15 protein-coding genes are annotated in these 18,293 nt (G+C 58.3%); all 15 read right to left on the bottom strand.

The features are described 5' to 3' along the window. Positions 1-24 precede the first annotated feature (24 nt). Positions 25-1,953, bottom strand: a complete 1,929-nt coding sequence (locus HWQ14_RS14445) for a type VI secretion system Vgr family protein (protein WP_176610090.1) — start codon at positions 1,951-1,953, stop codon at positions 25-27. A 74-nt stretch (positions 1,954-2,027) separates the two neighbouring features. Then, positions 2,028-2,522 (bottom strand): hypothetical protein, encoded by a 495-nt coding sequence (locus HWQ14_RS14440; RefSeq protein ID WP_245166398.1) that lies wholly within the window; start codon positions 2,520-2,522, stop codon positions 2,028-2,030. Next, a complete protein-coding gene (locus HWQ14_RS14435; protein WP_413815239.1) occupies positions 2,498-3,220 on the bottom strand; it encodes an ankyrin repeat domain-containing protein in 723 nt (240 codons plus the stop codon). Before HWQ14_RS14435 ends, HWQ14_RS14440 begins: the two co-directional genes overlap by 25 nt. A gap of 35 nt (positions 3,221-3,255) precedes the next feature. Beyond that, positions 3,256-4,674 (bottom strand): alpha/beta fold hydrolase, encoded by a 1,419-nt coding sequence (locus HWQ14_RS14430; protein ID WP_176610088.1) that lies wholly within the window; start codon positions 4,672-4,674, stop codon positions 3,256-3,258. A gap of 25 nt (positions 4,675-4,699) precedes the next feature. After that, positions 4,700-6,130 carry a serine/threonine protein kinase gene (locus tag HWQ14_RS14425; protein WP_176610087.1) on the bottom strand — a complete coding sequence of 477 codons (1,431 nt, stop codon included), beginning with the start codon at positions 6,128-6,130 and terminating at the stop codon, positions 4,700-4,702. Between the two features lie 24 nt (positions 6,131-6,154). After that, the gene (gene tssH / locus HWQ14_RS14420) at positions 6,155-8,767 is read right to left on the bottom strand and encodes a type VI secretion system ATPase TssH (protein WP_176610086.1); all 2,613 of its coding nucleotides are present in this window, start codon (positions 8,765-8,767) and stop codon (positions 6,155-6,157) included. Between the two features lie 37 nt (positions 8,768-8,804). Continuing rightward, positions 8,805-9,848, bottom strand: coding sequence for a type VI secretion system baseplate subunit TssG (tssG, locus tag HWQ14_RS14415; RefSeq protein WP_148417976.1), 1,044 nt, complete (start codon positions 9,846-9,848; stop codon positions 8,805-8,807). Next, the gene (gene tssF / locus HWQ14_RS14410) at positions 9,845-11,716 is read right to left on the bottom strand and encodes a type VI secretion system baseplate subunit TssF (protein ID WP_176610085.1); all 1,872 of its coding nucleotides are present in this window, start codon (positions 11,714-11,716) and stop codon (positions 9,845-9,847) included. Before tssF ends, tssG begins: the two co-directional genes overlap by 4 nt. A gap of 2 nt (positions 11,717-11,718) precedes the next feature. Beyond that, entirely contained in the window at positions 11,719-12,282 is a 564-nt protein-coding gene (gene tssE, locus HWQ14_RS14405) for a type VI secretion system baseplate subunit TssE (RefSeq protein ID WP_015570336.1), read from the bottom strand. Next, positions 12,275-13,087, bottom strand: a complete 813-nt coding sequence (locus HWQ14_RS14400; RefSeq protein WP_148417978.1) for a type VI secretion system accessory protein TagJ — start codon at positions 13,085-13,087, stop codon at positions 12,275-12,277. The genes tssE and HWQ14_RS14400 overlap by 8 nt, the downstream gene beginning before the upstream one ends. Positions 13,088-13,096: 9 nt before the next feature. Continuing rightward, positions 13,097-14,083 (bottom strand): hypothetical protein, encoded by a 987-nt coding sequence (locus tag HWQ14_RS14395; RefSeq protein ID WP_176610084.1) that lies wholly within the window; start codon positions 14,081-14,083, stop codon positions 13,097-13,099. 16 nt (positions 14,084-14,099) lie between these two features. Continuing rightward, the gene (locus HWQ14_RS14390) at positions 14,100-14,897 is read right to left on the bottom strand and encodes a PP2C family protein-serine/threonine phosphatase (RefSeq protein ID WP_176610083.1); all 798 of its coding nucleotides are present in this window, start codon (positions 14,895-14,897) and stop codon (positions 14,100-14,102) included. Beyond that, positions 14,894-16,663, bottom strand: a complete 1,770-nt coding sequence (gene tagH / locus HWQ14_RS14385; protein ID WP_176610082.1) for a type VI secretion system-associated FHA domain protein TagH — start codon at positions 16,661-16,663, stop codon at positions 14,894-14,896. Before tagH ends, HWQ14_RS14390 begins: the two co-directional genes overlap by 4 nt. A gap of 86 nt (positions 16,664-16,749) precedes the next feature. After that, a complete protein-coding gene (locus tag HWQ14_RS14380) occupies positions 16,750-17,166 on the bottom strand; it encodes a hypothetical protein (RefSeq protein WP_176610081.1) in 417 nt (138 codons plus the stop codon). Continuing rightward, the gene (locus HWQ14_RS14375) at positions 17,160-18,149 is read right to left on the bottom strand and encodes a hypothetical protein (RefSeq protein ID WP_176610080.1); all 990 of its coding nucleotides are present in this window, start codon (positions 18,147-18,149) and stop codon (positions 17,160-17,162) included. The genes HWQ14_RS14380 and HWQ14_RS14375 overlap by 7 nt, the downstream gene beginning before the upstream one ends. Positions 18,150-18,293 lie beyond the last annotated feature (144 nt).

Raw genomic sequence — 18,293 nt, 5'->3', positions numbered from 1 at the left:
GGTTATGTGGCAGGCTGAATATAATTATTTATTAGCATTGAACACAAAAAAGCCATCCACTTCCTGCTGGATCGCTGACTGGTGGGATGCCCCTGGTGCATCAATGGCATTGGTTCCTTCAGCAGGATTTAAATGCAGCTGCCCGGAAAGCGTATTTATTTGCGCATTCTGTTTTGCAGTAAAGTTGAAGTTATTGCCGATGATATTCACGCTGCCGTCTTTTGTTAATTCGATAGCGCTTTCACCACACTCCAGCCTCAGGGTATTACCCGCTGAGAGAATGTAGTTATTAACAACTTTGTCGCTGCGGCTGCTACCCGTCAGGCAAACCACCTCACCTTTCACCCCTGCTTTCTGATTTTTTGCCACCCGTAAGGTTTCATCTTCGCCCACATACTGAGTTCGATTTTTTTCAGTCGCATGGGACTCATCATTCTTAACGTTGATATCCAGGTTGCGCTCGGCCTGGATCCACACCTGCTCCGCGCCCGCCTTGTCTTCAAAGCGCAGGGCGTTGGCGTTATCGACCGAGCCATCCTTCGAGCGGCTCATAAAGCCCATCTGCGTCGCCGCTGCCGGCAGCGCCCACGGCGGCATGCTCGCGTCGTTGTACACGCGCCCGGTGATAATCGGCCGGTCCGGATCGCCGTTGATAAAGTCCACCACCACCTCATCGCCCACGCGCGGGATCTGCACCCCGCCGTAACCCTGGCCCGCCCAGGCGCTCGACACGCGCACCCAGCAGGAGCTGGTGTCGTCCCCCTTCGCCAGGCGGTCCCAGTGAAACTTCACCTTCACGCGACCGTATTTGTCCGTCCAGATGCTCTCCCCCTGCGGCCCGACAACCTTCGCCGTCTGCGGGCCGTAGGTGCGCGGCCACGCGGTGCTCTGCGCCGGACGATAGGAGACCGATGCCGGGATAACGCTGAAGTCGGTGCGGTGAACGGTTTCACCCTCCCCGCTGGCGTAGCGGTTCTCCTCGAAGTGATAACCCGCAGCAGTGACCAGATACTCGCCGTTATCGCTGAAGAACGGCGCGTTAGTCAGGGTGAAGGTGTGGCCCGGCGCGATGCCCGCCGCCGTGGCGGTGGCCTGAATCTGCTGATGCTCCACCTGCCAGCGCTCCTGACGGATGCGGGCGTAGAACTCCGCATGCCCGGTCTCCACAAAGCGCCCCGGCCAGTCGTACACGTCAATGCTGCCCGGCTTCGGCGACGCCGGGTTCTGCTGCACCTGGAACAGCCACGCGTTCGGCTTGCGGAAGTCGTAGTCGTCGAGGCTGTAAATCCCCGGCGTCACGCTGTCCTCCAGCGCCCACTGACTGATGCCCTCTTCGTCCGTGCTGCCGCCGGACGGCGTCTGGTGGTACGGAATCACCTCGTAGCCGCTGAACGGCTGGTGCTGGGTGGCGGCGTCGGTCAGGACCAGGGTGTGCCTGTCGGCCTCGTGGCTGAAGTAATACGCAATGCCTTCCAGCTCCATCAGGCGGCTGATGAAGTCCAGGCTCGACTCCTGATACTGCACGCAGTAGTCCCACACCCGGTAGCTGCCGGTGAGTTTGTCCTCGACGTTGACCTGATGTTCGCCCAGCAGGGTTTTCACAATCTGCGGCACCGTCTGCCCCTGGAAGATGCGCAGGTTGCGGTCGCGCTTCATCGGCCACAGGTCCGGCTCCACCGTCAGCTGGTAGACCGCATAACGCGTGCCCGTCAGCTCAACGGCGCTCACCGCCACGCGGGTCACCTTGCCGTTGATGTAGCGGGAGGTGAGCAGGTTCTGCGTCGGGATGGTCACCGTGACCGGCTGACCGAGCAGTTTGCTGCGGTCGATGCGCGCGTCCGTGCCGAGCAGGGTCAACGTCAGGGCGAACGACTCGGACATCGCCTCGCGGCCGGAAAGTTTCCAGAAAAGAAGTCCCTCGACGGGGAGCTGAACGGTAATTCGGTTGAGCATAATCGTTAATCCATATGGCTTATGCGATGAAAAGTATTACGGCAACAGACAAGCATGAACAGGCGCTGTTCCGGTCAATGCTCTGCAGGGTCGGCGGGCTGTTTTTTTATGATAAAGATGAGCGTTCCGGTTTTTAGTAATTCAGAAAATACAAACAGCACAATATTTAGGGGAAGAATGCTTAACCCAGTACCGACAATAACAACAGGGAATAACGTCACTGAACAACTTACAGTGAGAACGCGCAATGCTTCCTGCGAGAGGGCAAAACGGACAGCATATCGGTGGTTTGTGAAAAAAAACCAGGCGGAGAAAAACATCGAAATGGGCAACAAAAAATATGCGAGATAGAAGATTCCTGTCAGAATGCCATTTACCCCTCCAGCAATGACCATAAAGACGATCATCCCCAGATTTCCTCCGGTGGCGTCCCACCAGGACTCAAGCAAACGTAAAGGCCCCATCGAATAAAACACAATCCCGATGATATCCATCACGCCCCAAAAATAGAAAACCTTTTCTTTTGAGATCATCAACGCCAGCCTTACTTCACGGGTGCAGGAGGCCATTTACCGCCATGCTGAATAAGCACATCTTTGATTTCAGTCAGTTTTTGATATTCGTCACTGCCCTCTTTCGCCCGGTTCAGATAACGCTGCAGCTGGTTGGCCATTGTCCAGCCATTATCCGCCTTGATCTCAGCGTTTGCGCCACGCTCCAGCAAAAGCAGGACATGGTCGTAAGAGTGAAAGTCCAGGGCGGCGATCAGCAACGTATTACCCAGTGAATTGGTAATATTGATGTCTGCTCCACCGTCAAGCATCGCTTGCAGAGTATCGGTGTTTTTTGCTTCGAGGGTTTCGAAGATAATCGGTTCCCCAAACGTTTTATCCTTCGCATCCGGCGATAATCCGCCTTCCAGCATCGCCTTTATCCAGACCCCACTATCTGCTTTCAGCACATATTCGGCCGGACTACTCTCCCCCGAAGGCCTTGGCTGGAGCGGATCCGCTCCCGATTTAACCAGAGCGGTAATAATTTTTAGCTGATCCGGTGTTTTTTTATCGTTAATTGCGTTCATCACCGCCCAAAACAAAAGCGTCATGTCCTCTTTACCGGGTTTATTAAGGTCTGTTTCCGACGCTAATTTAACAACCTCATCCCTCTCACCGGCTTCAATTGCACGCGCTACGGTGAGCTGCTGACCGCTGAAATAATTGTCTGGTTTTAAATCCATATTTTGCTTGCACCCCTGAACCATTAACATTAAACAAAGCGCTATCCAGCCTGTAATCAATGATTTCACGCGCGACTCCCGATAATAGCGATGTCTTCATCCTTCTGTTGTTCAATACATTTTATCGCCTGATCGATTCCATGACGATCGAGCGCGCCCCCCGTGCCACCCGGAAGATCGTGAGCAATTCCGGCAGCGTTAGGCATGACGGCAGAAAGCTCCTCTTTGGCTATCAGTGTCGGTATATGTCCTTTTACCGTTTTGAGATCTTCCCAAAGATTAACTTCCTGGATCTTTGTAAGCAGTTCGCCTTCAACACGGTAGGCCTGAATATTTTCGGTACTGCCTAACAAACTTCCGCCGTATTTCTCTACGGTGCCTGAATTCAGACCGGCCGCGTTGAAGGTCCATCCTGGCATACCGCTGGCCATCGCGGTAGCAGACGCTAATCCGCCTCCCAGAGAGTGGCCCGCAATGTCCACCTGTTGGCCAGATTTAGAGAGTTGTTCGCCAAGACCCACCGCTCTTTTATAATAATCTGACGCCATTCCGAGCCCTTGCGCACCATTATTTTTCCAGTCAGCCATGTTCTTCATGGGGAAAAATTCGGGTTGCCGTGACCCTCTGAAAACTAACGTTGGGTTCATCTCGCGACCAAAAACCTCAGGGTCGGGTTGATAAACGCGGGCCAGAAAATCCGGAGAGCCTGAGTTGTCGAACAGTGATTTGCTGTTTAGCCCAAGCTTCTTCAGCGCGGCCGCATCATTACTGATATCCGTCCACCCCTCCGGCACGCCCGGCGTCGTTTCCAGCGGATTTACCGTCTTGTAGACGTTCTCAGCAAGCTTCGCTTTCTCAACCGCAATATTATTCGCCGCTAACCGCTTAGCCGCTATCTGCGCATCCGGGTAGAGACTGTTGCTGCCCTTTGCAATCAGCTCCTTACGCGCCTGCCAGCGTTCGGCTTTGGTCATATTTTCCAGCTGTGCCGCATAGGTTTTACCGTCTTTGCCCGGCGTTGGCGCATCCGGCACCTGCGCCGCTTTAGACTTCACCACCTGCTTCGGCAACACCGTTGGCGCAGGGCGAGACCCATACGCTCTCACCATGGTTTCGTAACGATCGACAATCGTACTCACCGGGTACCAGCCCAGACCAACAAGGGAGGCAGCCTGCAGCTGCCCTTTGGCATTGATATAAAAAATCTCCGTTACCGATGACCAGTCGCGGAAGCTTTCGTCGATGGCCACTACCCTGCCGATATCCAAATCCTGAGCGATCGGCTTGCGGGTATCGCGCCCGGACTGATAAGGATTCGCGCCGGTGATGTTGCGCAGCAAATCGTAGCGCGTGAAGAGCGAGCGCAGCGAATGGTCAGGAACCGACATAATCCACTGCCCGGCAACGGACGGGCGGATAATTTTCGCAAACAGCGCCGGTGAAACGTTCTCATGAAAAAGATAGACAAACTTGATGTTGTACATGCGCTCCGTCCTGTTACCCGCTGGCCTACGGGTTCACCAGCCAGGTGCCTGGCTTCGCAATATCCAGCGTCTGGGTACGCGTTCTTCCATTCCCTTCCAGCTCGATACGGGCCTCGCCCGCCGGCAATTTCAGCGATGCGTAACCGTTATTTCCCGGACGCAGCGCTTTCGGCTCACCGTTAACCTTCAGCGTCTCGCCGTCAAGCATGCGGATATAGACAAGCGCGACGGGGCTGGCGGCAACGGGCGGCGTACCCTGCTGTGCGGCAGCAGGTGGCGCAGCCGGCTCGTCGGCCTCTGTCGTTTCCGGTGTGGTATTCGCTGCGGCAGTGGTCCGTGCAGGGGGAGTCGCGGCAGGCGCTTGCGCCGTCTGCTCTGGCGCGCTCTGACCGCCGCCGAACAGCATCGCGCCGGCAACAACCCCAACCAGCACGCCCGCGGCGACCAGTCCCGGCAGCTTGTAGCGCCGCCAGTCCAGCGCGGAAGCAGACGTCTCCTCTTCAACCGGCACCAGCATCGTGCCCGTCTTTTTCGCGGTCAGCACGTCGTCGATACCGGCGACGGGCATTTCGATCAGGGCCGCAAACTCCTCGATGGATTGCGGGCGATCTTCCATATGCAGCGCCAGCGCCCGGTCAATCGCCTGCAGCAGCGGAATGGAATAGCCCTGCGGCATCAGCTCCACCAGCGGTTTACAGGTGTCCTGAATGGAGCGCACCACGCTGACCGGCGGCGGAGAGCCTACGATCAGGGTACGCAGCACGGCGCCGAGAGCGTAGATATCCGTCCACGGCCCCTGCTCGCTTTCATTGTCGTCGGTATACTGCTCGATTGGCGCGAACCCCGGACGCAGCATGGTTTCCGTCTCGTCCGAGAGATTTCCGATGGTGCGGCGCGCCGAACCGAAATCAAGCAGCACCGGCAGGCCGTTATCCTGAATCTGAATGTTGTCCAGCGAGATATCGCGGTGCAGATAGCCTTCATCGTGGATCGTTTTGATGGCGCCAAACAGCATCGGCAGCATGCGACGGATCCACGTCTCGTTAATCAGCTCGGGCTTCTCTTCGCGCAGGCGAGACAGCGTGGTGCCGCTGTAGAACAGCGTTCCCATGTAGGCCGTGTCGTTTTGTACCCAGAAACGCAGCACGTGCAGCAGGTTCGGGTGGTTGAACCGCGCCAGCAGGCGGGCTTCCTGAATGAAGCTGTTCAGGCCCGCGGAAAAGGCTTTGCCAAAGCGCTCGCTGCGCAGCACCAGCGTCATGTCCTCGCCGCGCACGGCGAGGGAGGAAGGCATAAACTCTTTGATAGCGATAGTGCGTTCGAGCTGGTGATCCCAGGCGCGATAGACGATGCCGAATCCGCCGCCGCCAATTACCTCTTTAATCTCAAACTCATTGAAACGGTACCCGACCGGGAGCGCGTTTGGGACAGTCCGATTGTTATCATTATCCGTCATCTTTTACAGTTCTCTTGATGATTATTACGCGGCAAACTGACAGTGGAACTCGCCCTGCTCGCAGGTAACGTGCAAACGACGATACTGCTCGTCGCTGCGGCTGGCGGTAAGTAAAATCTGGCTCATCTGCGGCAGCAGCGTATTGGTCAGAATTGCATCTACCATACGCCCGCCCGACTCTACCTCGGTACAGCGCTGAACGATCTGTTCAACCACGCTGTCGTCAAATTCAGAAATTATGTTGTGATTCTCTTCCAGACGACGCTGAATGCGCCTGAGCTGCAGGCGCACAATCTGCCCCAGCATCGCGTCGCTCAGCGGATAATACGGCACCACCAGCAGACGGCCCAGCAGCGCAGGCGGGAATACCTCCAGCAGCGGCTGCCGCAGGGCGCCGCTTAACGCGTCCGGCTCAGGCATCAGTTCCGGGTCGGCGCACATGGCGCCGATAAGCTCGGTGCCAACGTTGGACGTCAGAATAATAATGGTGTTACGGAAATCAATATGACGCCCCTCGCCGTCCTCCATCCAGCCTTTGTCAAAGACCTGGAAGAAGATCTCATGAACGTCCGGGTGCGCTTTTTCAATTTCGTCCAGCAGCACCACGCTGTAGGGGCGGCGGCGCACGGCCTCGGTTAAGACGCCGCCTTCACCATAGCCCACGTAGCCCGGAGGCGCACCTTTTAACGTCGACACGGTGTGCGCTTCCTGGAATTCGCTCATGTTGATGGTAATGACATTCTGCTCGCCGCCGTACAGGGACTCCGCCAGCGCCAGCGCGGTTTCGGTTTTGCCGACGCCGGACGGCCCGCACAGCATAAATACGCCGATCGGTTTGTTCGGATCGTCGAGCTTCGCCCGCGAGGTTTTCACCCGACGGGCGATAAGCTCCAGACCGTGGCGCTGGCCGATAACCCGCTGGTTCAGCGTGTCGGCCAGGTTCAGCACCGCGTCAATTTCATTTTTCACCATCCGGCCCAGCGGGATCCCGGTCCAGTCAGAAACCACCGCGGCCACCACGTTTTCGTCCACCGCGGCAAACAGCAGCGGTTCGTCACCCTGTAAGGCCGCCAGCGCCTGCTGCTGCTCTGCGAGCTGGCCGCGCAGTTCAGCCGTGTCCTCGTCGCCCGCCGCAAACAGCGCGGCGCGCAGGCGGATAATCTCCTGCACCAGATTGCGCTCTTCTTCCCAGCGCCGGGCCAGGGCTTCGCGCCTGGCTTCAAACGCGTCCCGCTCGGCGGTTAGGGTCGCCACGCGCGCCGGATCGCCTGCCCCGACCCGCGCCTCACGTTCAGCAATCTCCAGCTCCACGTCCAGGGCGGCCAGGTGACGCAGACAGTCTTCCAGCTGGGCAGGCGGCGCGCTCTGGCTGACGGCCACGCGCGCGCAGGCGGTATCCAGCAGCGCCACCGCTTTATCGGGCAGCTGGCGCGCGGGGATATAGCGATGAGAAAGCTTCACCGCCGCGCTGACCGCTTCGTCGAGAAGTAAAACCTGGTGATGGGTTTCCAGCGGCGAAACGGTGCTGCGCAGCATCAGAACGGCTTTCGCTTCGTCCGGCTCGTGGACCTGTACCGTCTGGAAACGGCGGGTGAGCGCCGGATCCTTCTCGATGTATTTTTTGTATTCCGCCCAGGTGGTCGCGCCCACGGTGCGCAGCTGCCCGCGCGCCAGGGCGGGCTTCAGCAGGTTAGCGGCGTCGCCGGTGCCCTGCTGACCGCCCGCGCCGATAAGGGTATGGATTTCATCAATGAACAGAATAATCGGCGTGGCGCTGGACTGCACTTCGTTAATCAAGGCCTGGAGGCGCGCCTCAAACTCTCCCTTCATGCCCGCCCCGGCCTGGAGCATGCCGATATCCAGCAGCCACAGCTGAACGTTTTGCAGCGGTTCCGGCACGTCACCGCAGGCGATGCGCAGCGCCAGCCCTTCCACCACCGCCGTTTTCCCTACGCCGGCTTCCCCGGTCAGCAGGGGGTTGTTCTGGCGGCGGCGCATCAGAATATCGACCATCTGGCGGATCTCTTCATCGCGCCCTACCACCGGGTCAATTTTGCCTTCCCGGGCGCGCGCCGTCAGATCCTGACCATACTGCGCCAGCGTCCCCTGCGCGGCAGGTACCGCACCGGCGGGCGCCTCTACCGCGGCGGCCTGCTGGCTCTCTTTGCTGCTGGCACAAATGGCGTCGAACTGCTCGATCAGCACCTCAACGTTAATCCGGGTAAACTGTGCCGAGATGCCTTTCAGCACGTTGGCCAGATTCCATGTTTTCAGTATTCCGATCAGCAAATGGCCGCCGCGGATCCGGCTGACGCCGAACTTCAGCGAGCCGTAAACCCACGCGCGCTCGACGGCGCTGTCGATATGTTCGGACAGATCGGAAACGGAGCTTGCGCCGCGCGGCAGGGCATCCAGCGCCGCCACGATATCGCGGGTTAGCTGCTGTTCATCAAGCGCAAAGTGACGGATGACCTGCTGTAGATCGCCATCCTGCTGCTGCATAAGCTGATGCAGCCAGTGCACCAGCTCAACGTACGGGTTGCCGCGCAGCTTGCAGAAGGCAGTCGCGCTTTCCAGAGAGGTAAATAACAGCGTATCCAGTTTGCCGAAAAGCACGGCACGGCTAATTTCTGACATGTTAGTTTCCATTAACAATGATTCGGTATACGAAGGATTATCGCTCTGCGCGATACACCAGATCGCCACGCGGAACAGGCTGTGGCTGAATGCCCAGCCAGGTGTTGTACCCTAATCGCCCGGTGCTGCCGAGCGTGGCGCCCTGCACCGCATCGGCGCGCAGGATCGCCCGTGTTTCCCATTCAAATTCTACCCCGACGTACTGCCGCACCCAGTCGCGCAGCTCGGTCACCCACGGTTCGCCGGGCAGAAAACGGTTGTACTCGTCGGCGCTCAGCGGGCCTATTTCCAGACGAAACTTGTGCTGCACGTCGCGTACCGCAATGCCGAGAAAGGCGGATTCGCCCATGCGCGGCAGGCGACGCCCCTCGCCCAGCTGCGCCTGCTCACGGGGGGAGAGCGGCATCCACTGCGGCACGTTGGCCACCAGCCTGACCGGGACGTTGAAATAGTTACGCAGGATCTTCTCCAGCCCTTCCGGGTCCCGCCCGTGGCGGGTCAGGTGCCCGGCGTGGGTAAAGCGGGCATGCGCGCTCAGGCTGCCTTTGGTCATCTGGCCCGGCTGGCCCATGCCGATCAGCGACGCCAGATAGCCTTCGAAGCGCTTGTTGTCATCGCGATCGAGGGAAACGGCTGGCTGCGCGTCCGCCCAGGCGCGGTAAAACAGCAGCGTCAGGCGGTGGTGAAAGAGGTCGGCAAACGCGCTGAGGCTATGGTCCTGATGATGATGGATACGCTCGCGGGCATACTCGGTCATATGCACCGGCAGCGGGCCGTTCGGACCAAACAGCCCGAAGCTGAGAATCGAAACCTCGTGCAGCCCGTTCTCTTTGCGCTGCCGGACGTCGGCAACCGTGGATGGCGCAAACCCCATCGAAGGCTGCTGGCCAATGCGCAGCGGCTCAAATTTCGGCAGCGGCGCACGTCCAAGCGGATAGCGTTCACCGCCCTGGGCATCAATGCGCCTTAACAGCTGAAACAGATCGTAGCGCCACGGCGTCTCGCGCACGCCGCGCCAGAAGGCATCGGGCAGCGGCGTCAGGCGATGCACGCGAAGCGTTGCAGGGGCAACCTCACTCATACCAGCGCCCTTTTACCCATGCGCGGCGCCCAGTAGCCGATCTCGCCGCGCTGCTGGCTCTTGAGCGTGAACTCCGTAAAGCTGTTGATGGAGACCAGGCGGGCAAAGAGACGCTCCAGCACGCTGCCGAAAAGCCACGGGCTGGCACCTGAGAAGGCGCGTTCGTCCACCGTCAGGGTAATGCCGATCCCGCGGGCGAACACCACGGGGCCGGGTTCCGGCACGCGGCGGTGCACCGGCTCCAGCACGCAGTGGCGAACGCCGTCCACCTGACGGGCAACCGGCGTCTCTGCCAGGTTGGCATACAACCCTAACAGCTGGCGCAGCGCGGCGGCGCCCTCTTCGTTTTCACTGTCCATCAGGCTGAGGTAATTCATTTGCAGCTGGCTGATAAGCCGCCAGGTGCTGAACCCTTCCGCCAGCGCCGGACGCGGCGGCGTCGGGCCTTTACGCAGGTTGAGGGTCTTCACCGGCATGGAGTCGGCCATAATGAACTGCCCGAGCTCCTGCTGGAGCATCAGCGGCAGGTCGCGGCTGGTGCACAGCACCTCGGCGGAAATGTAGCGCAGGTTGTCCTGCCACGGCGCGTGCTGCGCATCCACCAGCGAGACAAACACCTCCGAGCCGATATAGCCGGTGCGGGTACCGTAGCGAAGCGCATGCTCCGAGAGGACGCGCTGCTCGCGGCGCAGGGAAAAATAGGCGCCGTAGTTGCCCGCGTCGCCGCTCCAGGTGCTCCAGAACGGGCGAAACGTCTGGTCGTCCCGTTGCCCGTCCGCGCTGGCATAGATTTTTTTCACCGCATAAATCTCATAATCCAGCGGCCGGATGTTATCCACCACCAGATGGTATTCATGCTGGCCTTCGCTCAGCTTCTGCCGCGCAGCCACTTTCGGGAACAGGTTGATCACCGGCGTGCAGTGCAGGGCCAGATGGCTGGCGTCCACCACGCGCTCCAGCTGATCGTCGCTCTTGTCGAGCAGAATGAAGATATCAAACGCTTTTTCGTCTTCGCAGCGCTGGATCAGCTTGCCCAGCCCGCTCAGGCTAATAAAGCGAAAACGTGCCGGGAACGCAAAGTACTCCTGCAACAGGCGATAGCCGTCAAAGTTACGCAGATCGTCCGGGAGCAGCGCCTGATCCGCCTCAAAGCCCTCCTGACGCAGGGCGTCGGACGACAGCAGCTGGCGCCAGGGCTGGCTGTTAACCGTCTGGCAGACGATACCCGCATGGTGCTCCATCACCAGCTCCAGCAGCTTCAGCGCCTCTATGTCCGGGCCGCTTAAGAAGAACTCCAGACGGTCAAAATCCAGATGCCCGAGATGCTGCGGGCCATCGCAGGCAATGCGGATCCGTAGCGCGCTGCTGATCCCCCTCTGGCTCAGGCCCAGCTGCGCCAGCGGCAGGTCGGCAGGCACGCCGCCCAGCTCGATGCGGTCGATTTTCAACGGCAGCAGGTTGACCTCGTGCGCCGTGGTGTAGCTACAGGTGACGCCGGTTTTTTTCAGCGCCAGGCTGTCCATCATGGTGCCGCGCGGCACGATAAAGCCTTTGCTCAGGTCGCCGCGGCTGCTGTCGGGCTGAATTTCAGCGATCGCCATCGACGGCGTGGGCGCCAGATAGTTCGGCGCAATCATCTCCAGCATGCGCTGCGAGAAGCGCGGAAATTCCGCGTCCATTTTCATCTGCACGCGGGAGGTCAGGAAGGCAAAGCCTTCCATCAGGCGCTCGATGTACGGATCCGCCACTTCGATGCCGCGCATGCCGAGCCGTCCCGCCACCTTAGGGTAGCGCTCGGCGAACTCCGCGCCCATCTCGCGCAGGTAGGCCAGTTCACGGTTGTAATATTCGAGCAGCTTGCTTTCCATAATTACCCCGCATCCTTCAGTTCAAAATGCCCGTTTTCCAGATCGACGTCCGTGCGAAAGAGAAACTCAAGCGGATACGGCACGCACCACAGGCGGCCCTTGATTTCGATAGACAGAACGTTGTGCAGATCCAGCGACGAGGTATCGGACACGCAGCGAACCTGAAGCCCCTGCGGGAGGATCCGCGGTTCAAAGTTAATAATCGCCTCGGTAAGCTTGCGCTGAATGTCATGCCATTCGATATCGGACATTCTTTTCCCGGCCAGCGGCGCAACGCCGAAGTTAACGACGGAACGGCTCACCTGCGTCAGCCCGCTTAAGTCGCTAGAGGCATCGTGGTTGATGGTATTAAACAACCACTGTAAATCCCGCAGCACGTTGCGGCGCAGCGCGGCGTGGGTGATCAGGTTGCTGTTAGCGGACTCGCGTTTCTTTTCCGGATCGTTATCGGTCAGGCGATCCAGCAGCGAGGGCTGCATTTTGTCGCGCGCCCCCACTTTCTCCTGCCTGCTGCGGGCCTGCCAGCCGCTGCGCAGCAGATCGCCTTCGCCAGCAGGATTACTCATCAGCACCATCCGCGGCAAACGTCACCAGGCTCAGGGTGAGCAGCGGGCTTTCGCTTTGCTCGCTGAGCCAGGCCTTCTGTCCCATGCCTTCATACAGCGTGCCGTCATCGTCGAGGGGCAGCCATTCGGTGGTACGTCCAAGCCTGACGCTGTCGGGTGCCCCGTCAGTAAACGGATAGCGCGCCGGGATCTGACAAACCTGCTCGGTTCCGTCCGTCAGACGAACCAGCGCATGACGCCATACCAGATCGGTCACGCTGGCCGGAGCCTGAAAGCGGATGGTGTCGATGGCGCAGAACGGCACCCAGAAGTAGCGGCCATTGACCAGGGTTTCACACACCGGCCCCAGGCGGGCATCGCCGTCCATCAGCCACTCGAAGGTGTGCTGTTCGTCATTCTCAAGCGTAAGCTGGCCTGCGCCTGCCGGCGCCTGCTCCAGCGCGGCAAGGCGCAGGGCTTGCGCGCGCTCGCCGCCTTCCGTCAGCGCCTGGGCTAAGATCGCCATCCACGGCCACTGCGCCTCGGGCATCGCCGGGCGCGCCTCTCCCGCAAACACGCGCGCGCGCTGCTGTTCGCCCTGAATGGCCTGCTCCAGCAGCGTGACGGTCGGTTTTGCCTGCGGCTTCAGCGCCAGCCAGCTTTTCAGCTGGGTCAGCGCGCGCGCCCAGTTGCCGCTGAGGATCAAAAACTGCACAAACGCGGCGCGCAGATCGGCATCCGCCGGGCGGGCTTTGATATCGGCTTCCAGGCGAAGCAGCGCGTCGCTAATCGACTCGCCCGCCAGATGTTGATAAAGCGTATTCATAGCCACTCCTTAATTAGCCGCGCGCCATGCGCCTACTGCCGGATCGCGAAGCTGCGGGCGCAGCGTATCAATCAGAACAATGTTCAGCTCCGCGCCTGGTGCAACCCATGCGCTCCAGGTTTTCTTCACCGCCGCAATGCGCGCCTGGAGCCTGGCGTCGTCGCTGGCGATCTCACGGGAGATCTCCACCGCCACCGTGCCGTTGCTCTTCCAGCCGTTCAGGCTGCTGTCGTACGGCAGGATCATCCAGCTCTGGTCGCTGTTCTGGGTGCTGAAGACCATGCGCTCCTTGTTGACGGAGGTGATCAGCGCGTTTTCAGGATCGACATTGTTGTTCAGGCCCATCACCGGGAAGCCGTGAATATAGGTCACCGGGATCGCTTTCTGCGTCCCGTTGCGGTTCTGGGTGACGACCGTGTGGCCGCTGAGCCAGCTGCCGTTGCCGCAGCGGGTGGTGTCGGAGTCCGGGATAAACAGCGCAGGCGCGGAGGCACCGCCCTCCCAGAAGGTGCGCAGGTGGCAACCGTCCTGAAGGGTGAACTCCTGCCACGGGGAGCGATCTGCCGCCACGGTGCGCGTTTCCGGGTTCTGGTCAGGCGGCAGCAGCGCGCCGGAGGTCGCGGGCGCCGTGGCCGCCGTTTCCTGCTGCTTCACCACCAGCGCCCAGTCCTGCGCTTTGGCCGCCGTACCCCGGGCGAGCGTCGCCCCTTCGGGATCGTTTAGCGTCCAGTTCAGGGTGTTGAGCCTGCTGCACTGGTGCTCCAGCAGCGAGCCCAGGCGCGGCACGAAGTTTTCCAGCACCGAAACCTCTTTCCTGCCGTTGGCCACGATACGCAGCGCAACGTCCGACTTACACCAGCTTTGCGGCGTATTGTCTTTAATGTTGTCGATCCAGATATCCAGCTTCTGCGCAGGAGACTGCACGATGCGGAAGTTTTCAGCCTGTGCGGTGGTCGCCACCGTCAGAAGAGCCAAACCCGATAGCCAAAGTTTCATATCAATCCTTGTGTGTCTAATCAGTTCCGCAGGGAAGAAATTGCGCTGCGTCAGAGAGCGTATGCAGCAAAGTGGTGTCCTGAGGGTTGCCCATCCACACCGCGACGGCGGTATAGTTATCCTGAGCATTGCCCTCCTGTTCGCCATTCTTTTGAATGATTTGGTTCATTAAGGTCAGCCACTCCTGTGGCGTATTGACCATGTGCAGCGACTGCTTCATCTGCTCTTCGCTGACGCCGTGCCAGAAACCGTCGGTGCAGAGTAAAAAGGCATCGCCGTCTTCAACCTGAACAACATCGCTGTAGCTCGCCTCCGGTCCGCCGTTCTCAATACCCAGCGCCAGATACAGCAGGTTGCTGTTGAGATCGTCGGCCTGGTGCCCGGCGTCCTTCATCTGCTGAACGAGGCTGTGATCGGTCGTAACGTGCCACAGCCAGCCGCGGCGAAACAGGTACAGGCGGCTGTCCCCGGCGTGCGCCCAGTAGGCCAGGCGGTAATCCCTGTCGATAAACAGGCTGACCAGCGTGGTGCCCATCCGGCGGTAGTCCTGTACGGCCTGCTGTTCGCTGAGGATGGTGCGGTTTGCCGTTTGCACGTAGTCACGAATATGCTGCGCGTTCAGGTGCTTATCGCCGTCGAAACGGGAAATGATGCTGTTGCGGGCTAGTTCAGCGGCCACCTCGCCGCCCGGCAGGCCCGCGATGCCGTCACAGACGACAAAGCAGGCTGAACGTTCCCCAATGGTTTCTCCCGTCTGATCCTGGTTGCTGGCGCGCGTCCCCTGGCGGGAGAGAGAAGCCGTTGCGATATTCATTTGTCTTCGGATCCGCTCTGTGAGTCTTTGTACTGATTGACCTCCATGTCATAGGCATGGAGGAAGGCTTCGCCAAACAGGGTATGGAAGTCGTCTTCGATCTCCCCTGCCGTCTCGCCATAGCTGCGTACAAAATAATCCCACAGCGCGGCTTTACGGCTGCCCGGCAGCGCCAGGCGCGACGTCATCCCGTTCTGCTTCGCCTGCTCTTCGAGCTGCTCCGGGTTAAAGGATTGCAGCATGGCGGCAATGATGGCGCGGATACCGGAGATCATCCCCAGCTGGTGCGCCTGTAAATCGATCAGCGCATCGCGCACCGATTTGGTCGGCGGCATAAAGCCAGGCATCGGCGTGCCGAACATCTGAATCAGCACCGTTTTCCCGGTCGGCAGCAGCTTGAACGGGTTGTTGGCATCGTCGAGCACCATGGTCATATCGGCCTTCACGCCGCGCTTGAGGATAGAGCGCGACGAGAGCAGCGCCACAGTTCCCTGGGAGAACATGCCCAGGATCTGGCCCAGCTGACGCATATTTTCCCGATCGAACTGCGGCACCGGCTGCATTTCGCTCAGCCCCATCCCTTCCAGAAGCGCCTCCAGCAGCTCGCCCTGCAGCACCTCGCCCTTCTCGCCGTTCTGCACGGTGGAGGCAGGTGATGCAGCGTTTTTAACCGGGTCGATACGCAGGCGGCCTTTAGGCGCCTGAGCGTTGCTGCGCGCCACGGCCTGCGGCGTTGGCATGGTGAAGCCGGCGTAGTCGGTACGCGCGGGCTCTTCTTCTTCCGCGCGCGGCGCCTCCTGCGGTTCCGGGGCGAAGAGCGGAGAATCGGCAAGGGGATCCGCTTCCGGCTCGGGCTCGGATACCGGCTCTGGCTTCGGCTTCTCGGCCGCGATCTCATCCGGATGCGTTAACGGCGCGCCGCCCATCAGGCCGAGCGGGTCATCATGGCGTGCGGCAGGCGCGCTGGCCGTCCCGCCAAACAGGGCCAGCGGATCGAGTTCATCCGCCGCCTCCTCCTTTGGCTGGGCAGGTTTGCTTTCGTCCGGCTGCACCAGCGCTGAAGGGGTGACATCGTCAAAGATGCTCTCTTTTTTAAACAACGCTTCATCGCTGAACAGCGTGTCCGGGTCAACGTTCTTACGCTCGAGCCTGGGATCGCTGTCGTTGAACATTGCCAGCGGATCTTCGGCGTTGCGCTCCGGGGCCGCAGGCTGGGAAAACGGGTCGTGAGAAGCTGCGGGCTGTGGTTTTGCGCGGTTGCTGGAGATGCTGTCGGAGATGGAGAACTCCTGCATCAGGCTGTCCCAGATTTCCGTCGGCACGGCCGTCGGCTCGGCTTTGCCGCGCGGCGCGGCGCTTGCAGGTTTCGGCTGCGGTGCCGGAGCAGGTGTCGCCGCCGGACGCGCCTGCTGCATGCTGGCCGCCATACGGCTTACGGGCTGGGTATCGTGAATCAGTTCGCTGACTTCGATGCGATACTCATCAATACCGAGAATATCCCCATCCTGAAGCTCAACCTGACGCCCACGCTCAAGAGGAATGTCATTTAATACCACGCGGGTAACGCTGCCGCGGTTCGTGACGCGGCATTCGCCGCTGGCGTCGACGTGAACGATGGCCTGCAAACGCGAGATAGTGCGGTCATTGTCCGGCAGCACCAGATTGTTATCCGTACCGCGCCCAATGGTGCCGCCCGGGGCATAAAAATCACAGCTGCTTTGCGGCGGCTGATGACCGGGTTTCGTAGAAATAATCGTGAATCGCATGGCGTATTCCTGCTGGTATGATTAGCGCTCAAACGCTGCCGCTCTCGGGGCGAGAACGGCAGCGTTTGAGAAAGTGAATATTAAAACTATTTAATGAAGGTTATAAAATATAATCCAACAATGAGCCATAAAGTGAATATTAACGCCTGTAATTTATAACGACGATGTAATTTTAGTATCCAGCCAATTCTTTCATCCGGTAACGACTGCACGTATTTATAAGCTTCTTCCTGCACCGACCTTTCATGAGTAAACTTCATTTTGACGCCTTTATAAAGGCGTACAAACCAGATTATTTTTTGGTAATTAGCCAGTGAACCAAAAAAAGAAGCGTAATTTGTCACAAGATCAAGGTCATACCCTTTGCGCCGGTAGTCTGAAAGTAATTGATTATAATCAGCTTCGTGTTTTTTGAAGTAACGAGAACTGAACAGATCCATAACTACCACAATCAGGAATAAAGCCACGATAAGGATTAATAGTAAATTCTCAATATTCACCATATTTTATCCATCATATACTCAGTCGCTCCGCCCGCTATCTCACCACCAACGTATCCACCTGCCGCCGCACCGACAATAGAGCAGGCGAGCAATCCGACGCCCCCCGTCGCAACGCCAAGCGCAACGCATACACCAGCACCTGCCATAGCTCCGTATTTACCACCGTAAATACCCCCTGCCAGGCTTGCACCAAAGCTGCTGTATTTTTTCACAGCGACTTTAGCGCAACTCTGCTCACGTCCTACGGTGCATGCATTGTAAACTTCATTAGTGGTATTTGCACCTGCAAAACCTATTGCAAGCCAGCCGCCCGCTTTAAGAAAGCGAGCCGCCTTAGAGGCATTATCGATATAAGTTGAATAACCACGAATAGAAGCGACTCCAGCCGTGCTCCATTCATGTACAATTGATCTGCTTGACAACCCTAATGCATGCTTCAATTCGTCATAGGGTTTCATCTTCAACGTCAACCTGGACAATTTATTTAATAAGCCATCTAACTCAGAAAAGAGGCGCTGACGCTCAACAAAAAATTGCTGGCTTATTAATGTTCCTTGTGTCCTGTACTGATTTTGGTAAGCCAACTCAATGGATATAAGTTTTCTTTCTATATCACTGAAATATTTTTCGCCTGCATCAGCAACGACACCAAGGGACTTATCCATAAAATTAGTAACTGCGGCTATTGTGCTAAAATGTTGATTAAAGAAATTCGCCTCTCCAGAGTTAAGATCGGCCAGAGCACCATTAACTTTCTTTTTTGCAATTTGTAATTGCTTAAGCTGCACAGAATTTTTACTTCCCGGTGCATCAAGAATCAACATCTGTCCCGGTTTTGACCACTGCGCATCGCTATTAATCTGCATGAAATAACGAGCAGCATCGCTATTTGGATTGTTGAATAAAAGTCTTGCCTGGAAATCCAGGGTTCCGGGTTGCTGAACAATACAATATCCCGGATTAACTAATGATTGACTAGCCATATTCATTCCCTTTGCTTTTCACAAATAAGCACTCACATTCAAGTAAAATGGAGTTGAACTAGTACCCAAACGTTGACATTTTCTTAAAAATCGGCAACGTTTGAAAACTCACCTATTCTGTTTTAGCTAGCGATAATTCGCCTT

It is taken from the genome of Enterobacter cloacae, assembly GCF_013375935.1.
Lineage (GTDB): Bacteria > Pseudomonadota > Gammaproteobacteria > Enterobacterales > Enterobacteriaceae > Enterobacter > Enterobacter pasteurii.
This window is presented reverse-complemented; position numbering and strand designations above follow the sequence as displayed.

Coding starts and splice junctions, on each gene's coding strand:
- tagH (WP_176610082.1), bottom strand. CDS start 16,663: ATGCGATTCACGATTATTTCTACGAAACCCGGTCATCAGCCGCCGCAA.
- HWQ14_RS14400 (WP_148417978.1), bottom strand. CDS start 13,087: ATGAATACGCTTTATCAACATCTGGCGGGCGAGTCGATTAGCGACGCG.
- HWQ14_RS14430 (WP_176610088.1), bottom strand. CDS start 4,674: ATGTACAACATCAAGTTTGTCTATCTTTTTCATGAGAACGTTTCACCG.
- HWQ14_RS14375 (WP_176610080.1), bottom strand. CDS start 18,149: ATGGCTAGTCAATCATTAGTTAATCCGGGATATTGTATTGTTCAGCAA.
- HWQ14_RS14390 (WP_176610083.1), bottom strand. CDS start 14,897: ATGAATATCGCAACGGCTTCTCTCTCCCGCCAGGGGACGCGCGCCAGC.
- tssG (WP_148417976.1), bottom strand. CDS start 9,848: ATGAGTGAGGTTGCCCCTGCAACGCTTCGCGTGCATCGCCTGACGCCG.
- HWQ14_RS14435 (WP_413815239.1), bottom strand. CDS start 3,220: ATGTTAATGGTTCAGGGGTGCAAGCAAAATATGGATTTAAAACCAGAC.
- tssE (WP_015570336.1), bottom strand. CDS start 12,282: ATGAGTAATCCTGCTGGCGAAGGCGATCTGCTGCGCAGCGGCTGGCAG.
- tssF (WP_176610085.1), bottom strand. CDS start 11,716: ATGGAAAGCAAGCTGCTCGAATATTACAACCGTGAACTGGCCTACCTG.
- HWQ14_RS14425 (WP_176610087.1), bottom strand. CDS start 6,130: ATGACGGATAATGATAACAATCGGACTGTCCCAAACGCGCTCCCGGTC.
- HWQ14_RS14395 (WP_176610084.1), bottom strand. CDS start 14,083: ATGAAACTTTGGCTATCGGGTTTGGCTCTTCTGACGGTGGCGACCACC.
- HWQ14_RS14380 (WP_176610081.1), bottom strand. CDS start 17,166: ATGGTGAATATTGAGAATTTACTATTAATCCTTATCGTGGCTTTATTC.
- HWQ14_RS14445 (WP_176610090.1), bottom strand. CDS start 1,953: ATGCTCAACCGAATTACCGTTCAGCTCCCCGTCGAGGGACTTCTTTTC.
- HWQ14_RS14440 (WP_245166398.1), bottom strand. CDS start 2,522: ATGGCCTCCTGCACCCGTGAAGTAAGGCTGGCGTTGATGATCTCAAAA.
- tssH (WP_176610086.1), bottom strand. CDS start 8,767: ATGTCAGAAATTAGCCGTGCCGTGCTTTTCGGCAAACTGGATACGCTG.